Source organism: Mesorhizobium sp. M0761, assembly GCF_040320205.1.
In the GTDB taxonomy this organism is placed as follows: Bacteria; Pseudomonadota; Alphaproteobacteria; order Rhizobiales; family Rhizobiaceae; genus Mesorhizobium.
This window is the reverse complement of sequence record NZ_JAMYPF010000001.1, coordinates 450,853-469,971: the sequence shown is the minus strand read 5'-3', so window position 1 is coordinate 469,971 and position 19,119 is coordinate 450,853. Positions and strand designations below refer to the sequence as shown.

The window sequence follows — 19,119 nt, the reverse complement described above, 5'->3', positions numbered from 1 at the left end:
GCGCACCGGATTCCTATTTTCCTTGCCCTGCCGGCTAACCCGTGGGACGATGGGCTTGGGCAGGTGGCTAAGAGAAACAACCCCGCCCCGCGACGGTCGAACAGGCCGGCCGCCGCTCACGACAGGGTGCGATCGGCGCAAAACCGTTTCCACTTTTGCTGATCGCACTCCAAGGGCCAAGCCTGAGTGGAGGTCAGCCATGGGTACTCGCGCCGGAGGACGACGCACGGGACCGAAATGCATTGCCATAGTCGGTCCCTTTGCAAGCGGTAAGACGACACTTCTCGAAGCCATCCTCGCCCGTACGGGCGCCATCCCCCGCCAAAATCCCGTTTCATCGGGAAGCACCGTTTCCGATCATTCGCCCGAGGCGCGGGCGCACGCCATGAGCGTCGAGGCGACCTTTGCCACCACCGAATTCATGGGCGAGCAGATCACCTTCGTCGACTGTCCCGGATCGATCGAATTCTCCTTCGAGGCCGAGCCGGTGCTGGCAGCCTGCGATCTCGCGGTGGTCGTCGCCGAGGCCGACGAGAAGAAGATCCCAGCCTTGCAGCTCATCATGCGCAAGCTCGACGATCTCGGCGTGCCGCGCATCCTGTTCCTCAACAAGGTCGACAAGGCAATCGCCGGCGTACGCGATACGCTGAAGATGCTGCAGCCGACGAGCGCGGCGCCGCTGTTGCTGCGCCAGATTCCGCTGCGCAAGGACAATGTGGTGATCGGTTCCATCGACCTGGCGCTAGAGCGCGCCTACATCTACCGCGAATATGCCGAAAGCCAGGTTGCCGAAATTCCAACTGACGACAAGGCGCGCGAACTGGAGGCTCGCTTCTCCATGCTGGAGACGCTTGCCGACCATGACGACCAGTTGATGGAGCAGTTGCTGGAGGAGATCGAGCCGCCGAAAGACGCGGTCTTCGACGATCTGTCCGCCGACCTGCGCGCCGGCGCCATAACGCCGGTGCTTATCGGCACCGCCGAAAAAGGCAACGGCGTGCTGCGCCTTTTGAAGGCGATCCGCCATGACGCACCGGATGTCGAGGCGACGCGCAAACGGCTCGGCGTCCCCGACGGCAATCACACCGTGGTCCAGGTGATGAAGACCATCCACACCGCGCATGGCGGCAAGCTGTCCGTGTCGCGCGTACTCTCCGGCCAGATCGCCGATGCAGCCGAACTCTATTTGTCGAATGGCGAGACGGCGAAGGTCTCCGGCATCTACAAGATGCTCGGCAAGGACCAGTCCAAGCTCACCGCTGCCAAGGCCGGCGACACGGTGGCGTTGGGCAAGCTGGACGAGGTCAAGACCGGCCAGACGTTGAGTTCCACGAAGGGCGGTATCAAGCCGCTGGTCACGCTTACGCCGCCGCAGCCGGTCTTTGCCTTTGCGCTACGGCCGAAGGAGCGCAAGGACGAGGTCAAAATGTCGGCGGCCATCCAGCGCCTGGCCGAGGAAGATCCCTCGCTCACCTTGCGCCACAACCAGGACTCGGCCGAGACCGTGCTGTCCGGCCATGGCGAGATGCATCTGCGGGTCGTGCGCGAGCGGCTGGAAGGCAAGAATCAGATTCCGGTCGAAGGCCATGCGCCTGCCGTCCCCTATCGCGAGACGATCCGAAAGACGGTGCAGCAGCGCGGCCGCCACAAGAAGCAGTCCGGCGGCCATGGCCAGTTCGGCGATGTGGTGATCGAGATCAAGCCGCTGCCGCGCGGCTCCGGCTTTCAGTTCTCGGACACCATCACCGGCGGCGTCGTGCCCAAGACCTACATCCAGTCGGTCGAAACCGGCGTGCGCGATTATCTGAAATCCGGCCCGCTCGGCTTCCCTGTCGTCGATGTCGCCGTCAACCTCTCCGACGGCTCCTACCACGCCGTCGATTCCTCCGACATGGCTTTCCAGATGGCGGCCAAGCTGGCCATGAAGGAAGGCATGGCGGCCTGCTCGCCGGTGCTGCTCGAGCCGGTCATGAAGGTCGAGATCGTCACGCCGTCCGAAGCCACTTCGAAGATCATCGCGCTGATCCCGCAACGGCGCGGCCAGATCCTTGGCTACGACGCGCGGCCTGACTGGCCGGGATGGGATGTCGTGGAGGCGACCATGCCGCAGGCCGAGATCGGCGACCTGATCATCGAACTGCGCTCGGCGACCTCCGGCGTCGCCAGCTATCGTTGCGCCTTCGATCACATGGCCGAGCTGACCGGTCGGTTGGCCGACGAGGCGATGAACGCCAACGGCAAGGCTGCCTGACAGGCCGAAGGATGATCCGCACAAAAAACGGCGCCCGGATGACCCGGACGCCGCTCTTATTGCGGACCGTCTTCTTGGGAGGAAAACGGCAGGTCCGCCGCACGTATCCGCCGCGCCATGCGGCACTGACAGACGAATAGGTTCGGACGCGGTAGCCGCCTGAGCCCGGATCTTCCGAGTGATGCCCCCATCTCCCGGTCGAACCACACCGCGTCCTATGATCTGCTTAAACGATGAATCGCGCCTGCGGCATGTTACCTGAGGTTACATGTCACTGTTACGCGGCGATTTTGCTCGATTTTTCGCTGGCTACGGCAGGCCCGGAAACAAAAAAGCCGGATCAATGAAGATCCGGCTGAGTTTGATTGGAAGTGCCTGTTAAGGCTAACCTCCAGAGGGGAACACTCGAGGGCGCTAATGGGAGGAGAACGCGCCCAGGAGATGATCTATATATGTGCTGTTCATGCCCAAGAAACAAGCATCTATTTTGCAACACACGCATGCAAAAAGGTACAGGCTGTGGTCTAACCCATGTCTAGGGGCCATAGGACCACGAAAAGTTGCCAAATGAATGGCGCGACCGTGCGGTTGCCTTCGCAGAACCGCAAGTCGGGCTGATTCTCGCGCTCGCGGGCAAAAAGCCGAATGACGTTGAATCGGGCAGCAGGCGTTTATTTTTGCGGCAGCGGGATGGGAAGGGTCGGCCGGAAGAAGGGAGACCTGACATGCGGACACCCCAGGCGATCGCCGGCAGCGCGGTCTTCTTCATCGCCGCACCTTGTGTCGTGGCCGGGCTGGTGCCCTGGCTGCTGACGGACCGCTACCGTCTGCCGCTGTCGACGGTGCCCGGCTTCGTGCCGGCTGGCTCCATCCTAATCGTCGCGGCCATCGCCCTGCTCGTCCATTCCTTTGCCCGCTTCGCGCTCGAAGGCATGGGCACGCCGGCGCCTGTAGCACCCACCGAGAGACTGGTGATCGGCGGCGTCTACCGCCATGTCCGCAACCCGATGTATGTCGCAGTACTGTCGATCATCCTGGGCCAGGCGTTGCTGTTTTCAAGCTGGAGCGTCGCTGCCTATGCCGCCATCGGCGCGATCGTCATGGGCTCTTTCGTCAGGTTCTATGAGGAGCCGACTCTCGCCCGCCGCTACGGTGGCGAATACGAGACCTACCGCCGCAATGTTCCCGGCTGGCTGCCACGGCTGACGCCTTGGCGGGGGTGACCAGCACCTCCCAAGGGCATGTTTAAAATGACCAGCTGCGCGCTTTGGCGATGATGAAGTCGCGGAAGACGTGCAGCTTGGCCTGGTTCTTCATTGCATCGGGATAGGCGAAATAGGTGTCGAAGGACGGCACCTCGGTCTCCGGCAAAAGCTGCACCAAATCCGATTCCTTGGAGATCACGTAGTCGGGCAGCATGGCGATGCCGGCGCCGCCCTGCACGGCGCGCTTGATCGACAAGATGTCGTTGATCTGCAGCGTCGGCACCCTTTGCCCACCGTCGAAATCGCCGATCGTTTCCAGCCAGTTCAGCTCCGACAGATGCGACGGCACCGGCACACCGAAAGTGACGATGCGATGGTTCTTCAGATCGGCGACCGAGGTCGGCTTGCCGTGCTTGCCGACATAGGACGGCGAGGCATAGAGGTGGAAATGCACGGTGAACAGGCGGCGCTGGATAAGGTCGGGCTGCTGCGGCTGGCGCAGCCGTATCGCGCAGTCGGCCTGGCGCATGGTGAGGTCGAGTTCCTCATTGGCCAGGATCAGCTGCAGGCTGATTTCCGGATAGAGCTCGATGAATTCCTGCACCCGCTCGGTCAGCCAGCCGGCGCCGAGCCCGACCGTGGTCGTTACCCTCAGCACGCCTGAGGGACGGTCCTTGGCCTCGGTCAGCTTCGACTTGATGGTCTCCAGCTTCATCAGCACGTCATGCGCCGTGCGGAACAGCATTTCGCCCTGCTCGGTCAGCACCAGGCCGCGGGCATGGCGATTGAACAGCGGCACCCCGACATCATGTTCGAGCGCGCTGACCTGGCGTGAAATCGCCGATTGCGACAGGTGCAAAGTCTCGGCGGCATGGGTAAACGACCCAGCCTCCGCCGCTGCGTGAAACACGCGAAGCTTGTCCCAGTCCAACGCCATTGAGTTCCCCTCGTTCCGTTTTTGGCGTCTGAATGAAAAATCAGGCTTTTGAACGGCTTGCGACGCCGTCTTGATAGATTTTATTCCGCCGCTTCGCGGTGCACCTCGATGCCGGCCAGGTATTTTTCCGCCTCGAGCGCGGCCATGCAGCCGAGCCCGGCGGCGGTCACCGCCTGACGGTAGATATCGTCGGTCACGTCACCGGCGGCGAACACGCCGGGAACGTCCGTGCGGGTCGAATTCGGCGCCGTCCACAGATAGCCGTTCGGCTTCTGCTTCAGCTTGCCGACAAACAATTCCACCGCCGGCGCATGGCCGATCGCCACGAACACGCCGTCCACCTGGAGATGGCTGACCTCGCCGGTCACCGCATTTCTGAGCTTCAGCCCTTCGACCGAAGGCGGCAGCGGCGTCTTGCCGGGCCGGCCGGTGATCTCGTCGACGATCGTGTCCCAGATGACTCGGACATTGTCCTTTTTCAACAGCCGCTCACGCAGGATGCGCTCGGCGCGGAAATCGTTGCGCCGGTGGATGACGGTCACGCTCTTCGCCAGATTGGAGAGATAGAGCGCCTCCTCCACCGCCGAATTGCCGCCGCCGATGACAGCGACATCCTTGCCGCGATAGAAAAAACCATCGCAGGTGGCGCAGGCCGACACGCCGAAGCCCATGAAGGTCTGTTCGGTGGGGATGCCCAGCCATTTCGCCTGCGCGCCGGTGGCAATGATCAGCGCGTCGGCCGTGTAGGTGGTGCCGGAATCGCCCGTGGCGCGGAACGGCCGCACATTGAGGTCAACCTCGGTGATGATGTCGTTGATGATATCGGTGCCGACATGCTCGGCCTGCTTCAGCATCTGCTCCATCAGCCACGGGCCCTGGATCGGATCGGCGAAGCCCGGATAGTTTTCGACATCGGTGGTGATCATCAGCTGCCCGCCCTGCTGCAAGCCTGCTACGAGCATCGGCTTGAGCATGGCGCGCGCGGCGTAGACTGCGGCGGTATAGCCGGCCGGGCCAGAACCGATGATAAGGACAGGCGCGTGCTTGGTGGTCATCTAAAGCCTCTACGGGGCAGACAATCGAGTGTGCCTTGGAAAACGACGTGAAACGGTGCTGGTAATGTAAGGGTTGCCAATCACACCAGCAAGACGATCAGGCCGTCGTCCCCGGAAAGCTTCGGCCTACAGGCTTATTCGCGCAATGGCCGCTTTCGTTACGGTTGCGAAATCGCCCGACCAAAGGGCTGGCATCGACACAAAAGTCGTTTAAGGACGAGAGCGCGAAAGATTCTTGCGCTTAAGCTGAGACCGCCATGCCCCTGAAAGCCGACCTCGACGCCATCGACTGGAAGATTCTGCGCGAGCTTCAGGCCGACGGGCGCATGACCAATGTCGAACTGTCGAGCCGCGTCGGCATTTCCGCCCCGCCCTGCCTGCGCCGTGTCCGGCGGCTGGAGGAAACCGGCATCATCAGAGGCTATCGCGCCTTGCTCAACGCGCCGGCGCTCGGCATGGATGTCGTCGCCTTCTGCCTGATCGGCCTGCATCACCAAGCCGACGCGGAGCTCAAAGCTTTCGCCGAGCGCACTCGCGGCTGGCCGATCGTGCGCGACGCCTGGATGGTCTCGGGCGAATCCGACTTCCTGCTGCATTGCGTGGCGAGCGACCTCGGCACGTTCCAGACCTTCGTCATTGAAGAACTGGCCTCGGCCCCCAATGTCGACACGGTGCGCACCGCGCTGACCATCCGCCGCGTCAAGGATGAGGGGTTGGTTGCGTTCAACGCATGAGCTGGACCATTCATCGCTTGCGGCTTCGCGACCAAGGATTGTCTGGCTTTCCATTCCAAATTCATATGATCGATAATCTTGTCCATGATGTCGGCGCCGCTTATGCCGAACGTATGAGCAATATCTACGCGACACTGCTTAGGATGGCGACAGCTTGAAGCGCATTGGATCCCGGATACTGGCTGCCTGTATAATAATACCAGTCGTTGCGCTGTGTGCCTTAATAACTGGCATTTTCATGGCCAATAATTGGCATCCACCTGGGATGTTCTCGCAACTGTTCGCGAGCGGAAATCCGAACCAGATGGCGCCGGACGCAGCTATCACCGAGGTTCTCCAAAGTACGTTTCCTTCGGGAACCGCCGTAGCAGATCTGAAGTCTTCATTGTCCAAAGAGGGGTTTCAAGACGTTCCACCGCCACCATCCGATTGTATTTCCGCAGACAAGGAAGGAGAGATGCCCCCGCGAAAAATCTTCACCCCCTGTTATGACACAAGAAATCACATGGAATACAATTGGACGATTGGATTGGTATGCGCAGGGCACATCTACGTCAAATGGACACCCGACAAGGACGACAAAATTATCAGTGTTGAAGGGTACGGTGGCACTGGCTGTCTTTAGTGCCGAGCGAGATTAACGTCGAAGAAGCATCGCGACGCCCGTCAAGACACACCCCAATAGATACGCGGCCACCTCTCCAAAAACCGGCAAAAGAATGAAGCCGTCGCCAGGGCCGGGGCTCTCACCAGGGGACATCTCCGGCAAAGCTAAAAAGGCTAGCAAAATAGGTGAGCAAGCGAGCCAGACGAATGTGATGACATGCGGCAACCATTTGAGACGGAAAATGTTTTTTGACGCGAGAAACGCCGCGCCGATCACAATTATGTTGACGACGAATATGAGCCAGAAAGCGAATTCTGGCGCCGAAATCGTAGGGTATTCCGGGTCAGATTGCGTGAACATGAGCGGCCAAGGTTGAATATGCCATCCGGTTTCAGCTACGGAATCGGGAGTACTTTGACCCACCCTGCCAAGGGCAGGATCTGCTACCTGCGCTCCACCGTGAGAACAACAGGCAATCCCCAGGGCACATCTAGCGGTGCTTGAAGCAGTGAGACGTCGCCATCCGCGACCTGGGCTTCCCACTTGGCATAGTGTTTCAACCGGTAGTTCCCGGAGCGGACGCTGAGGCAGGCAACAGGCCCGCCATCGAGGGTTAGCGCCGTCTTGAGATCGAGGTCGGTCTGCAACAGGAAGTTTGCTAGCCGGTCCAGCGAGAAAGCGTCCTTGGTCGAACCGACGATGATCCAGCCCTGACGATCTTCCGCGATAAAGGTGCGGTTGGCCAACCAGTTGCTCTTGGCGCGTACATTGTTGCGGCCGTCCTCACCGACAAGCAATGGATAGGAAACCATAGCGTTTTCGGCATTCTCCGTGACTGCGCGCCAGTCACGTGAATTGAGATCGACCACATGCGTGCCGGAGGCATTCACGAACCAGGCGCCGGCCTTCGCATCGTATTCATCCGGCCCGAGCCTCGCACCCATGCTGACAAAGGGCGTGTCGGCTTCGCCCTTCAGTCCGAAATAACTGCCATTGACGATCAGAACGGTGCCGCCTGTGCCTTGTGGATTGAGTGCCGCTTCCCACTGGTCGATGTCCTTGGCACCACTGGGCTCGTTACGGGCAACGAAACGGAATTTGGCTGGATCGAAACGGTTGAGATAGAGCCGGTCAATTTCACGGTCGCCCGCCATGACGGGGATTTCTCTGACCTGGAATCCAGGCTCGGTTTCATTCCATGAGCTGGCTCCAGCGGTCACATCAGGAATTTCCGATTTCAACGCAAGCTGCATGGCAGGCGAGAGACGCGCATCGTCGGGTGCAACGGCGATCCAGTAGCTTCCGCCGCGGCGAAGAAGTGCATTGAGCCCATACACGCCGTGTTTTTGCCAGACATACCCCACGGCTGAAAGCACAGCCAATATCAACAAGACAACGGCAACAGAGATTGCTTTCTTCAATGAATTCCCCTCGTTCTTCGATGGAATGACATCTGCAAATTTCTTGCTTGAATGATGTCTGATCTCTGCAGTTTTTCCGCAAAAGAGCGTGGTGCTTTCCTGGGGAATAGCGTCAAAGCAAAGAAATGGATCGGCTCGCCGTTTCTGCGAAACGGTGAAACGCTCAAGCTAACCCATTGAGATTGCGGAGTAACAGATCCGGAAAGCTAAATCAGTCTCGATCCGAGCGACTCGACAGCCCTCAAAAGCCCTTCCAGATCATCGGGGTTGCGCAGCGGCAGAACCTCGAAGCCCGGCTCATTACTTCCCTCGCCATCTACCAGCCAGCCGCGCGGCAGGCCGGCACGTTGTCCGGCCTGCATATCCGCGGGATTGTCGCCGACGATCAGCGAGCGTTTGAGATCGAGGCCGAGACGCTGCCGGGCCTGTAGCAGCATGCCCGGATTGGGCTTGCGCATCGGATGGTCGGCGACCGCCAGCGGACCGCTGCCCGCCTCGTGGTAGGCGCAGGCCAGAACCATGTCGACGAAGGCATCGCCGGCGGCAAGCAGCTTGAGAACCCGGCCGTTGACCGCGGCAAATTCCTTCCAGCCGAAATAGCCGCGCGCGATGCCGGACTGGTTGGTGACGATGACCACCGGGATGTTGCCCCGGTTGGCCGCCGCGATGACCGGCACGATGCCGTCGCGCAGCGCCATTTTGGCGGGATCGTCGGGATAGCCGGTGTCGACATTGATGGTGCCGTCGCGGTCGAGGAACAGCGCCGGCGCGTTGGCTGGAAACACCCGCGAACCCACCCGCTCAACCCACAGGCCGGGCTCAGCCAGCGGGTATGGACCGTAGGCCCCGGTGTCAGCCATTCGACAGACGGTCTTCCACCACCTCGCAGAGATAGTGGTAGAGGCAGAGATGTCCCTGCTGGATGATCGGCGTCGAGGTCGAGGGCACGTTGAGCAGTATGTCGGTGAGCGGCTTGAGTTTGCCACCGCTGTCGCCGGTGAGGCTGACCACCGTCATGCCCATCATCCGAGCCTGTTCGGCGGCAGCCAGAATGCTCGGCGAATTGCCGCTGGTCGAGATGGCAAGCAGCACGCCGCCGGGCGCGCCATGCGCCTCGACCTGGCGCGAAAACACGGTGTCGAAGCCATAGTCATTGCCCCAGGCGGTCAGCATGCCCGCGTTGGCCGGCAGCGCAATCACATTGTAGGCCTTGCGCTCCTTAAGGAAGCGGCCGACCAGTTCGGTGGCAATGTGGATGGCGTCGCTGGCCGAGCCGCCATTGCCGCAGACCAGCAGCGCCTTGCCCGAGGAAAGCGCGGCGACGACCGCACTCACAGCACGTTCCATCTCGGCGGTCAGGTCACGCTCGACTGTCGCGGTGATCGCGGCCGCCGAGCGGACCAGATAGTCATTCAGTCCGGACATGAAATCCCTCAGTTGGTACCGCCGCCGGCGCGCAATTTGCCGATCGTGCCGGTGGTGCTCTTGCCGGCGACAAGGTCGACCAGGACGACGCGCCCGCCCGCCTTCTGCACCACATCGGCGCCGACAACGGTTTCGACCGTGTAGTCGGCGCCCTTGACCAGAATGTCGGGCAGAAGCGCCTCGATCAGCGCCAGCGGCGTATCCTCTTCGAACACCACGACCGCATCGACCGAGGCCAGGGCGGCGAGCACGCAGGCACGATCATGCTGATCGTTGACCGGGCGCCCTGCGCCTTTCAGCCGACGCACCGAGGCATCGCTGTTGAGGCCGAGCACCAGCCGGTCGCACTGGCTGCGCGCCGCGTGGAGAAGACTGACATGGCCGGCATGCAATATATCGAAGCAGCCATTGGTGAAGCCGACGCTCAGGCCCTCGTCCTTCCACGCCGCCACCATGCGCGCGGCCGATGCGGCATCGAGGATGGCGTCCTTATGGGCGGTGGGGCCGTGCGAGCGGAACAGCGCGCCGGTGAGTTCCTCCACGGTCAGCCGCGCGGTGCCGCGTTTGCCCACCACCACACCGCCGGCGGCATTGGCGATGGAGGCGGCCATGACGCGATCGGCGCCCGCGGCCAGAGCCAGCGCGAAGCTCGCGATTACCGTATCGCCGGCGCCCGAAACGTCGAACACTTCGCGCGCCTGGGTGGCGATGTGGCGCGCCTCATCCGCGCCGACGACGCTCATGCCCTTTTCGCTGCGGGTGGCGACGACGAAGTCGAAGCCATGTGCCGAAATCAGCTGGCGTGCCGCCGCGACGATCTCGTCGTCGGCGAAAACCGGGCGACCGACAGCTTCGCCAAGCTCCTTGCGGTTGGGCGTGATGGCGGTCGCGCCGGCATAGCGCGCATAGTCGCGGCCCTTGGGATCGACCAGCACCGGTTTTCCCGCCTCGCGGCAGATGGCGATCAGGTCGGCGGCGACGCCGTCGAGCAAGATGCCCTTGCCATAGTCGGACAGAATGACGATGTCGGCGCGCGTGAGTGCGGCGCGAAAATGCCGGACCAGGTCCGCCCGTTCCTTGTCGTCGAGCGGCTTGATCTCTTCCTCATCGAAGCGCAGCACCTGCTGATTGAGCGCGCTGAAGCGGCTCTTCGACGACGTCATGCGACCGCGCTCCTGCGCCATATCAGCCGTATCGGCGCCGAGTTCGCGCAGCATGCGCACCAGATTGTCGCCGGCCACATCGGTGCCGATCACCGATATGGGAATAGCGCTGGCACCCAGCGAGACGATGTTGGCGACAACGTTGCCTGCGCCGCCCATCGTCGAGGTCTCGCCGCGCCCGTGCAGCACCGGGATCGGCGCTTCCGGCGAGATGCGCTCGATGACGCCGTTGACGAAACGGTCGAGGATGAAGTCGCCGACCACCAGCACGGCAACGTCGCCAAAGCGGGCAATGGCGCGGTGCAAAGGTTCGGGCGAAGGCGGATTGTGCTTGATCATGTCACTGGCAATGCGAGGGAAAGGCCGACCTCAATCACGCTGAAAATTGTCAATTTACGGGCCGGATCGTTCATGGCGAAGCCGATATACCGCAAATCCGCGCAGCGCAACGTCAGGGCGGCCGTCAGCTCTTCTGCAACGCGACGTGGACGCCCAGTCCGACCAGCACCGCCCCGCCCGCCCTCTGCATGATGCGCTGCGCACGGCTGGAGCGCTTCAGCCGGGCGATCACCATGCCTGCCAGCAACACGCAGACAATATCTGCCGAAGAGAACATTAAATTGACGATGGTGCCCAGCACGACGAATTGCAGCCACACCGGGAACCCCGCCGAGGCATCGATGAACTGTGGCAGGAACGCCATGAAGAAGATCGCCGTCTTCGGATTGAGCACTTCGACGGTGATGCTCTCGAAAAATGCCCGGCGCGCCGATTTGCGCTCGATCGCCGGCAGCGCCGTGTCACCGTCCCCGCGCTTGCGGAACAAGGACACGCCAAGCCAGATCAGATAGAGCGCGCCGATGAGCTTGACCGCCATGTAGAGCGGCGGCACCGCATGGAAGAGCACCGACAGCCCGGCGGCAGCCGCAAAGACATGGAAATAACCGCCAAGATGGATGCCAAGTGCCGCCGTCAGCCCCGACCAGCGCCCGCGCGCCATGGTCTGCGCGGCGGCATAGAGCATCGCCGGTCCTGGAATATAGGCAAAGATCGCCGTGGTGGCGAAAAACGCAATGAGCAGTTCGGTCGACGGCATTTTTTGTCCCCTAGCTTGCGGGCCTCGAATAAAGCGGGCCGCTTCGCGGTCTCACTGTGGCGTCGTGGTGCTTCATCGACAGTACGCTTGGCCTCCCTTATAAGGACCGGAATCGCAAGCAACCAGAGGCCTTCATGATCATCGTCACGGGCGGGGCCGGCATGATCGGCTCCAACATCGTCGCCGCACTCAATGCCGAAGGCCATGATGACATCCTCGTCGTCGACGACCTCACCGACGGCCACAAGATCGCCAACCTGGCCGATTTGCAGATAGCCGACTATCTCGACAAGGACGAATTCTTGGCCACCTTGGAAGCCGGCGACCTAGGCCGCGTCGAGGCCGTCTTCCACCAGGGCGCCTGCTCGACCACCACGGAATGGAACGGCAAGTTCATGATGGACGTGAACTACGCCTTCTCAAAGCGCTTGCTGCATGGCTGTCTTTCGCTGCGCATACCGTTCCTCTATGCCTCCTCGGCTTCCGTCTACGGCGGCGGTTCGGAGTTTCGCGAGGATCCCGCACTTGAGCGGCCGCTCAACGTCTACGCCTATTCGAAGAAACTATTCGACGACTATGTCAGGCGCACCGTGTTCGACACCGATCATTCGCAGGTCGCGGGCCTGCGCTACTTCAACGTCTATGGCCCGCGCGAGGCGCACAAGGGCGCCATGGCCTCGGTCGCCTTCCATCTGTTCAATCAGGTCGGGCGCGGCGAAAACCCAAAGCTGTTCGGCGCCCATGACGGCTTCGGCCCCGGCGAACAAAGCCGCGACTTCATTCACGTCGGCGATGTCGCCGACGTCAATCTGTGGCTGTGGAAGCGCGGCTCCAGCGGCATCTTCAACTGCGGCACCGGCCGCGCCCAGCCGTTCCGCGCCATTGCCGAGACCGTGATCGATACGCTGGGCCAGGGCGAGATCGAGTTCATCGAATTCCCCGATCACCTCAAGGGCAGCTACCAGAGTTTTACCCAGGCTGATATGTCCCGCTTGCGCGCAGCCGGCTATAATGGGCAATTCCGCAGCGTGGAAACCGGCGTCAGAGACTATGTCGAATGGCTGAAAGCCCAACGATCCTCGTGATCGGCCCACGCTGGGTGGGCGATATGGTCATGGCGCAGTGCCTGTTTTCGGCGTTGAAGGAGCTCCATCCCAACGCCGCCATCGACGTGCTTGCCCCGGCCTGGGCGGCCCCGCTGGTCAAGCGCATGCCCGAGATTCGCCAGCAGATCGATTTCCCGCTGCAACCGGGCGCGCTCGAATTCACCATTCGCCGCCGCTTCGGCCGCCTGCTGCGCGGCCGCTACGACATGGCCTACGTCCTGCCGGGCAGCTGGAAATCGGCGCTGATCCCGTTCTTTGCCCGCATCCCCCGCCGCTTCGGCAATCTCCGGGAAATGCGCTACGGCCTGCTGACCGACATCGTGCCGCTGCCCGATGCCGTCAAACGGCGCACCGCGCAGGCCTATTTTGGCCTCGCCCAAGGCGGACATTTCCGGCCGCCGCGGCTCACCGTCGACGCCGGCAATCAGAAAGATCTGCTCGCTCGCTTCGCAGTGCAGCCGGGAAAATTCGTCGCCATGATGCCCGGCGCCGAATTCGGTCCGGCCAAACGCTGGCCTAGCGAAAGCTATGCCGGCCTCGCCGGAGAGATGATGGCGAAAGGATTCAAGGTCGCGTTGTTCGGCTCGAAGAACGATCGCGACGTCACCGCCGAGATCGCAGCACTCGCGCCCGGTGTCGTCGATCTGGCAGGAAAGACACGGCTGGAGGACGCCATCGACCTGATCGCCGCGGCCAGGCTGGCGGTGTCCAACGACAGCGGGCTGATGCATGTCGCGGCCGCCGTCGGCACGCCGGTCGTTGCCGTCTACGGTTCGACCTCGCCGGAAAACACGCCGCCGTTGGCTGAACAGCGCGAACTGATCTGGTTGCATCTGTCCTGTTCGCCCTGCCACCGGAAGGTCTGTCCGCTCGGCCACCTCAACTGCCTGAAGACGCTGGACGTTGCCCGAGTGGCAGCGGCGGCGGACAGGTTGCTGGAACTCCCGGCCGCCGCATGAAGGTGTTGATCGTCAAGACCTCCTCGATGGGCGACGTCATCCACACCTTCCCCGCCGTCGAAGATGCACGCCGCAAGCGCCCCGATATCGCCTTCGACTGGTGCGTCGAAGAGGCCTTTGCCGGCATCGTCGCGCTGCATCCGGCGATAGCAAAGATCCATACCGTCGCCATCCGGCGCTGGCGCAAGCATCTGTTCAACGCCGGCACATGGCGGGAGGCGACAAGCTTGCGCCGCGCTCTGCAAGCAGGCGAGTACGACCTCGTCATCGATGCGCAGGGGCTGCTGAAATCGGCCCTGGTGGCGAAACAGGCAGCGGCACCAATCGCAGGTTTCGACCGCGCAAGCGCGCGGGAGCCCTCGGCAACGTTGTTTTACCAGCGCAAATACGCCGTGCCGCGCAACCTGCACGCCATCGAACGCACGCGCCGGCTGTTCGGGCTGGCGCTCGGCTACGAGCCCGATCTTTCGGCGCTCGCATCCGGGATTGTGCCGCCTCCCGGCGGCCTGGCCGGCATTGACGGCAAGACGGCCTTCCTGCTGCACGGCACCAGCCGCGAGGACAAGAAATGGCCCGCCGAAGACTGGATCGAAACGGCTCGCCTGCTGGTTGGTAGCGGAATGACGCCGGTCACCACCTGGTCGAACGAGCGTGAGAAGGCGGTGGCCAAGGCGATCTCGAAAGCCGTGCCGTCAACGATCGTGGTGCCGAGATCGCCGCTGGCAGACATTGCCGCGATCCTTGGCCGCTCGACGCTGGTTATCGGCGCCGACACCGGTCTGACCCACCTCGCCAGCGCCTTCGGCCTGCCGACGGTCGCGGTGTTCCTGGCGACCGAGCCGGGTTTGACCGGCCCGCGCGGGCAATATGCCTCAACGCTGCTGGCCGCATCGGGGGAGCGCCTAACGCCGGCGAAGGTGGTGGCGGAAGCTGAGAAGCAGCTGGCGCTCAAATCACGAGCACCTGCCTAGAGCCTTTCAGAAGGATCTGAGGTGCTAGATAAATTGCACCTGGACGATCTCATAACCCCTGGCGCCGCCGGGGGCGTTGACCTCGATGGCGTCGCCGACTTCCTTGCCGATCAGCGCGCGCGCGATCGGCGAGGAGATCGAAATACGGCCCGATTTCACATCCGCTTCCTGGTCGCCGACAATCTGGTAGGTCTTCTTTTCCTCGGTGTCCTCGTCGACCAGCACCACCGTGGCGCCGAACTTGACCTTGTCGCCGCTAAGCTTGGTGACGTCGATCACCTCGGCCCGAGCAATATAGTCTTCCAGTTCGTTGACACGGCCCTCATTGAGGCTCTGCGCCTCTTTGGCGGCATGATATTCGGCATTTTCGGACAGGTCGCCATGCGAGCGCGCTTCGGAGATCGCCTCGATGATACGCGGCCGCTCTTGCTGCTGGCGCCAGCGCAGTTCTTCCTTCAATGACGCGAACCCCTCGCCTGTCATCGGGACCTTGTTCATGATGCCTGACCTTTCCTGCCGCCACCCCCGCATTTCGGGGAAAGCCTTGTCGATGGGTACAAAAAAGAAAACGGGTCCGGCAGCCTCGGGCTAACGGAACCGTTTCACCGCAATTTTCCCCAATATAGCGATCCTCGCGCGTTTTTCACGCTGAAAAAGCAGGCTTTTTGAAAAATCATGAGCCGACTTGCGCAATTGCCGTCACGGCATGTGCAGCGTGTTGCAGTTGCGACAACAAAAACCGGCTGCGATTGCTCGCAGCCGGCCCAGAGAAGCCGTTGGGGTGGGGTCAGCTTCTCATGAAATGGTAGATCTGTTCGGCCAGCATGCCGTATTCGCGCGAATCTTTGCCCGTCCGCTTCTCGATCTCGGCCAGCTGCGCCTGGGCGCCGGCCAGATCGCCGATCTGCAGATGGGCCTCGCCGAGATATTCGCGCACCAGCGTGTAATCCGGGTTGATGCGGAGCGCTTCCTCGTAATAGCCGAGGCCGACGGTGACACGGCCGGAATGGCGATGCGAATAGCCGAGATAGTTGAGGATGCGTGGATCCTGCTTGTTGGCGGCAAGGCTGAGCACGGCGATCGCCTCATCATAACGACCGGCCATGGCCAGGTCGTGACCAGCATCGTAGATGTTGTCGTCGTCCAGCATGCCGTACTTCGGCGCGACGCATTTCTGCTTTTTCTTGTCCCAGACCTGCCCCTTCTTGCACTGGGTGGTGGTCTCGGTACCACCGCCACCGCCGCCGGCCGCAAACACCGGAACCGCAAAGAACTGCAGCGCGACAAGCGCCGCAGCCGCCTGGATCAACACTCTTTTATGCATCGAAGCCTCCTTGAGGGGATAATGACAAGCTTGAGGGAAAATGACGATAATGAAAAGCTAACGCCGGGATGCAGACTTTTCATCCCGGAAACCCGCAGCCGCCGAAACTATTTGTGCGCCATGCCTAACTTGAATTCGGTCAAAGGCGGGAGCCAGGGATCAGAACATGACGTGACGCGCGCTGCAAATCCGCTATCATTCGGGAAATGATCAGCGGGGGTGCCCGAGAGTGCAACAGCGCCGTGAGCGGGAATGGGAGCTATCGATCGGCCCGGACACCGTGCGCCTGTTCATTCTCAAGGCAAAGGGACTGAGTGCTGCCGTCAACGAAGACTATGCCGACGGTGCCGAGCATGAGGTCGAGCTCAATGGTGAATCACATGCCAATCACCACCATGACGGTCTGGCGGAGGAAAGCGCGGAAGACCTCACCGAGGAAGAGCTGCGCGAGCTGATCAACGACCTCAACGTCGACGAAGCGGCCGAGTTGATCGCGCTGGCCTGGGTCGGCCGCGGCGACTATGACGCTGCGGAATGGTCCGATGCGGTTGCCGCCGCGCGCGACCGCGCCAACAAGCGCACGGCGAAATACCTGCTCGGCATGCCGCTTTTGGCCGACTGGCTGGAAGAAGGGCTGGAAGCGATTGGCGCGTAACGGCGTGGTTACCGTTCGTGATGGGCCGCAGGCAACCTCCGGGCGCTCGCGCCGTTGAGGAGGATGGGGTCTGTTGTACTTTCCCGAACATGCAGGGTTGCACTGGTCATGGTCGTCACGGCTCTGCTGCTGACGCCCCTGCTGACGCAAGCCGACGCCAAACAGCGCAAAAAGCATTACACGCCGCTGTCACAGCGGTTGGAGCAGCTGTTTTCACCGCAGGTCGACTCGCATCCTAAGCCGCGCAGCAAGCACCGCCAGAAGCCCAGTCCAAAGCGGCACATCACGCCAAAGCAGGTGGAACAAAGGACCCCGGATAAAAAGCCCTCGCCCGCCGATGTTCCGGTGCAGCCCTCGCGCGTTGTCCCGCTGCCCGAGGCGCGTCCTTCAGAGGCGCCGAAGACCGGCGCGGCACCGATCGAAAAGCAAAAGGCCGAAGGTCCGAACCCCCTTGGCGCGCCCAACCGGTCCAATGACGATCGATTCAACGAAGAAAAATCCGGTTTTAAAAAGCAGGCGCGGCCCGGACCGTCAGCCCCGAAGCCATCGACCGATAGGCAAAGCGAGCCCGAGCCGCCGGCCGCGGCGCCGATTCCGACACAAAAGCCAGACACTTCGGAACCTGAAGCTCAGCCGCCGGCCGTTGCTCCGCAACCACCTGAAAAACCCGATGCCGGCGACAAGAAGATGCTGCCCGATGCGCGCTCGGCCGATTTGCCCGATGCAAAAATGCCGGCGGCGGAAGTCGCCTGTCGCGAGCGGCTGACGGCCCTTGGTGTCGAATTCGAGGAGCATAAGGCGGAAAGCAATCCCGACATCGGCTGCTCGATCCCCTATCCCCTGGTGCTGAAGTCGCTCGGAAAATCCATCGCCATCGGCCCCGCGACCGAACTCAACTGCCCAATGGCCGAGGCTGCAGCCCGCTTTGCCGCCGAAATCATACAGCCGGCGGCGAAAGCCGAGTTCGGAGCCGACCTGAAATCGATCAACCAGGCATCGGCCTTTGTCTGCCGGCCGCGCAACGGCACGCGCCATCTGTCGGAACATGCCTTCGGCAACGCGCTCGATATTGCCAGCTTCACGTTGTCAGATGGCAGAAAGGTCGAAGTCGGTCCAACGCCGCCCGAGAAGGACGGCAAATTCCTCAATGCGGTGCGCAAGGCCGCCTGCGGACCGTTCAAGACCGTGCTTGGACCGGGCGCGGACCCGGACCATTCCCTGCATTTCCATCTCGATCTCGAACCGCGCCGGAATGGTGGCACTTTCTGCCAGTGATGGCCCTTCAGTGATCGTCATGCCGGTGATGGTCTGGCTGCCGCATTTCGGCCGCAGGCATGAACGGGAACGCTGAGTTTTCCTTTACCCTTGATCGTTAAAATCCCACCGATCAAGGACAGGATTCCGCCCATGGCCGCAATATTTCGCGCCGCGAAGGCAAAAAGCGCAGCGATACTGGCCGCCGGTCTTGCGCTGGCCGCCGTTTCGGCTTGCAACACTGGCAGCGTGCTGTCGCTGCAGCCGGCCGTCGATGTCGGCTCGCAGACCGCGGCCGTGCCGCAATATGAAGGCATGCAGAAGCTCGTCCCGTCCAATCCCTATATGACTGCCGCCTATCCGCACATGGACGAGCCGATGTCGGAGTCGGAGCCGCAGCAGATGCCGGCCAGCGAAACCGATTGCCGTGGCGAGCTGAAGCGGCTTCGCGTCGTCTACACCGATGTCCAGCCGATCCACGAGGGACAGTGCGGCATAGACTGGCCGGTCAAGGTCTCCGCCATCGGCGGCATCCAGATGAAGCCCGCCGCAACATTGACCTGCGACATGGCCGCAAGTTTCGCCGCCTGGACCAGCAACGAACTGGTTCCCTCCGCCCGCTGGCGCTATTTCTCGGGCGTCAAGACCATCCACCAGGGCTCAAGCTATTCCTGCCGCAACATCGCCGGCGAAGGTGTCCTGTCCGAGCACGGCAAGGGCAACGCCCTCGACGTCATGAGCATCGAGCTCAACAACGGCGACGACATCGACGTGCGCAAGCCCGGCCTGTTTGCCTTCCGCACCCGCGGCTTCCTCAACAATGTGCGTGCCGACGGCTGCCAGTATTTCACCACCGTGCTCGGTCCCGGCTACAATTACGATCACCGCAACCATTTCCATTTCGACATCAAGAACCGCAAAAGCGGCTACCGCGCCTGCCGCTAAGGCGTTTCACC

General features: G+C 62.0%; 19 protein-coding genes. 10 read left to right on the top strand and 9 right to left on the bottom strand.

Features of this window, described 5'->3' with window-relative positions:
• Nucleotides 1–199 precede the first annotated feature (199 nt).
• Both NKI32_RS02315 and NKI32_RS02310 read left to right on the top strand, forming a co-directional pair.
• Nucleotides 200–2,251, top strand: a complete 2,052-nt coding sequence (locus NKI32_RS02315; RefSeq protein WP_023683761.1) for an elongation factor G — start codon at nt 200–202, stop codon at nt 2,249–2,251.
• A 725-nt stretch (nt 2,252–2,976) separates the two neighbouring features.
• Nucleotides 2,977–3,474, top strand: a complete 498-nt coding sequence (locus tag NKI32_RS02310) for a methyltransferase family protein (RefSeq protein ID WP_023671969.1) — start codon at nt 2,977–2,979, stop codon at nt 3,472–3,474.
• Nucleotides 3,475–3,496: 22 nt separating this feature from the next.
• Here NKI32_RS02310 and NKI32_RS02305 read toward each other — a convergent pair whose 3' ends face one another.
• Nucleotides 3,497–4,393, bottom strand: coding sequence for a LysR family transcriptional regulator (locus tag NKI32_RS02305; protein ID WP_023671970.1), 897 nt, complete (start codon nt 4,391–4,393; stop codon nt 3,497–3,499).
• 80 nt (nt 4,394–4,473) lie between these two features.
• Nucleotides 4,474–5,448, bottom strand: a complete 975-nt coding sequence (gene trxB / locus NKI32_RS02300; RefSeq protein ID WP_023711176.1) for a thioredoxin-disulfide reductase — start codon at nt 5,446–5,448, stop codon at nt 4,474–4,476.
• Between the two features lie 257 nt (nt 5,449–5,705).
• Here trxB and NKI32_RS02295 point away from each other — a divergent pair, with 257 nt between their 5' ends.
• Complete coding sequence (locus NKI32_RS02295; protein WP_023744323.1) at nt 5,706–6,182, top strand: Lrp/AsnC family transcriptional regulator; 477 nt, start codon at nt 5,706–5,708, stop codon at nt 6,180–6,182.
• A complete protein-coding gene (locus NKI32_RS02290) occupies nt 6,179–6,340 on the top strand; it encodes a hypothetical protein (protein ID WP_352757655.1) in 162 nt (53 codons plus the stop codon). Before NKI32_RS02295 ends, NKI32_RS02290 begins: the two co-directional genes overlap by 4 nt.
• 892 nt (nt 6,341–7,232) lie before the next feature.
• On the opposite strand, the gene NKI32_RS02285 is transcribed toward NKI32_RS02290, so the two are convergent.
• The 5 genes from NKI32_RS02285 to NKI32_RS02265 form a co-directional block, all read right to left on the bottom strand.
• Entirely contained in the window at nt 7,233–8,210 is a 978-nt protein-coding gene (locus NKI32_RS02285) for a phosphodiester glycosidase family protein (RefSeq protein WP_353001698.1), read from the bottom strand.
• A gap of 206 nt (nt 8,211–8,416) precedes the next feature.
• Nucleotides 8,417–9,070, bottom strand: coding sequence for a D-glycero-alpha-D-manno-heptose-1,7-bisphosphate 7-phosphatase (locus tag NKI32_RS02280; protein ID WP_353001696.1), 654 nt, complete (start codon nt 9,068–9,070; stop codon nt 8,417–8,419).
• Nucleotides 9,063–9,635: a D-sedoheptulose-7-phosphate isomerase gene (locus tag NKI32_RS02275; protein ID WP_023671975.1), complete on the bottom strand. Its 573-nt coding sequence runs from the start codon at nt 9,633–9,635 to the stop codon at nt 9,063–9,065. The genes NKI32_RS02280 and NKI32_RS02275 overlap by 8 nt, the downstream gene beginning before the upstream one ends.
• A gap of 8 nt (nt 9,636–9,643) precedes the next feature.
• The gene (gene rfaE1, locus NKI32_RS02270) at nt 9,644–11,137 is read right to left on the bottom strand and encodes a D-glycero-beta-D-manno-heptose-7-phosphate kinase (RefSeq protein WP_023671976.1); all 1,494 of its coding nucleotides are present in this window, start codon (nt 11,135–11,137) and stop codon (nt 9,644–9,646) included.
• 124 nt (nt 11,138–11,261) lie between these two features.
• The gene (locus NKI32_RS02265; protein WP_023671977.1) at nt 11,262–11,894 is read right to left on the bottom strand and encodes a LysE family translocator; all 633 of its coding nucleotides are present in this window, start codon (nt 11,892–11,894) and stop codon (nt 11,262–11,264) included.
• 134 nt (nt 11,895–12,028) lie between these two features.
• Between NKI32_RS02265 and rfaD the strand changes: the two genes are divergently transcribed.
• From rfaD to waaC, 3 genes are read left to right on the top strand one after another with little or no spacing between them, the layout of a single operon-like run.
• Nucleotides 12,029–12,979 carry an ADP-glyceromanno-heptose 6-epimerase gene (gene rfaD, locus NKI32_RS02260; RefSeq protein WP_023683756.1) on the top strand — a complete coding sequence of 317 codons (951 nt, stop codon included), beginning with the start codon at nt 12,029–12,031 and terminating at the stop codon, nt 12,977–12,979.
• On the top strand, nt 12,952–13,959 hold the full coding sequence (gene waaF, locus NKI32_RS02255; protein ID WP_353001695.1) for a lipopolysaccharide heptosyltransferase II: 1,008 nt from the start codon (nt 12,952–12,954) through the stop codon (nt 13,957–13,959). The genes rfaD and waaF overlap by 28 nt, the downstream gene beginning before the upstream one ends.
• Nucleotides 13,956–14,930, top strand: coding sequence for a lipopolysaccharide heptosyltransferase I (gene waaC / locus NKI32_RS02250; protein WP_023711171.1), 975 nt, complete (start codon nt 13,956–13,958; stop codon nt 14,928–14,930). The genes waaF and waaC overlap by 4 nt, the downstream gene beginning before the upstream one ends.
• Before the next feature lie 24 nt (nt 14,931–14,954).
• Here waaC and greA read toward each other — a convergent pair whose 3' ends face one another.
• Nucleotides 14,955–15,428, bottom strand: a complete 474-nt coding sequence (gene greA / locus NKI32_RS02245) for a transcription elongation factor GreA (RefSeq protein ID WP_023683753.1) — start codon at nt 15,426–15,428, stop codon at nt 14,955–14,957.
• A gap of 289 nt (nt 15,429–15,717) precedes the next feature.
• The gene (locus NKI32_RS02240) at nt 15,718–16,254 is read right to left on the bottom strand and encodes a tetratricopeptide repeat protein (RefSeq protein ID WP_023683752.1); all 537 of its coding nucleotides are present in this window, start codon (nt 16,252–16,254) and stop codon (nt 15,718–15,720) included.
• Nucleotides 16,255–16,483: 229 nt separating this feature from the next.
• On the opposite strand from NKI32_RS02240, the gene NKI32_RS02235 reads away from it, so the two are divergent.
• The 3 genes from NKI32_RS02235 to NKI32_RS02225 all read left to right on the top strand — a co-directional run bounded on the left by NKI32_RS02235 (nt 16,484) and on the right by NKI32_RS02225 (nt 19,108).
• On the top strand, nt 16,484–16,909 hold the full coding sequence (locus NKI32_RS02235; protein WP_352757659.1) for a DUF3775 domain-containing protein: 426 nt from the start codon (nt 16,484–16,486) through the stop codon (nt 16,907–16,909).
• Nucleotides 16,910–17,107: 198 nt separating this feature from the next.
• Nucleotides 17,108–18,184 carry an extensin-like domain-containing protein gene (locus tag NKI32_RS02230; RefSeq protein WP_353001754.1) on the top strand — a complete coding sequence of 359 codons (1,077 nt, stop codon included), beginning with the start codon at nt 17,108–17,110 and terminating at the stop codon, nt 18,182–18,184.
• A 132-nt stretch (nt 18,185–18,316) separates the two neighbouring features.
• Nucleotides 18,317–19,108 (top strand): extensin-like domain-containing protein, encoded by a 792-nt coding sequence (locus tag NKI32_RS02225; RefSeq protein ID WP_023695766.1) that lies wholly within the window; start codon nt 18,317–18,319, stop codon nt 19,106–19,108.
• Nucleotides 19,109–19,119: the final 11 nt, after the last annotated feature.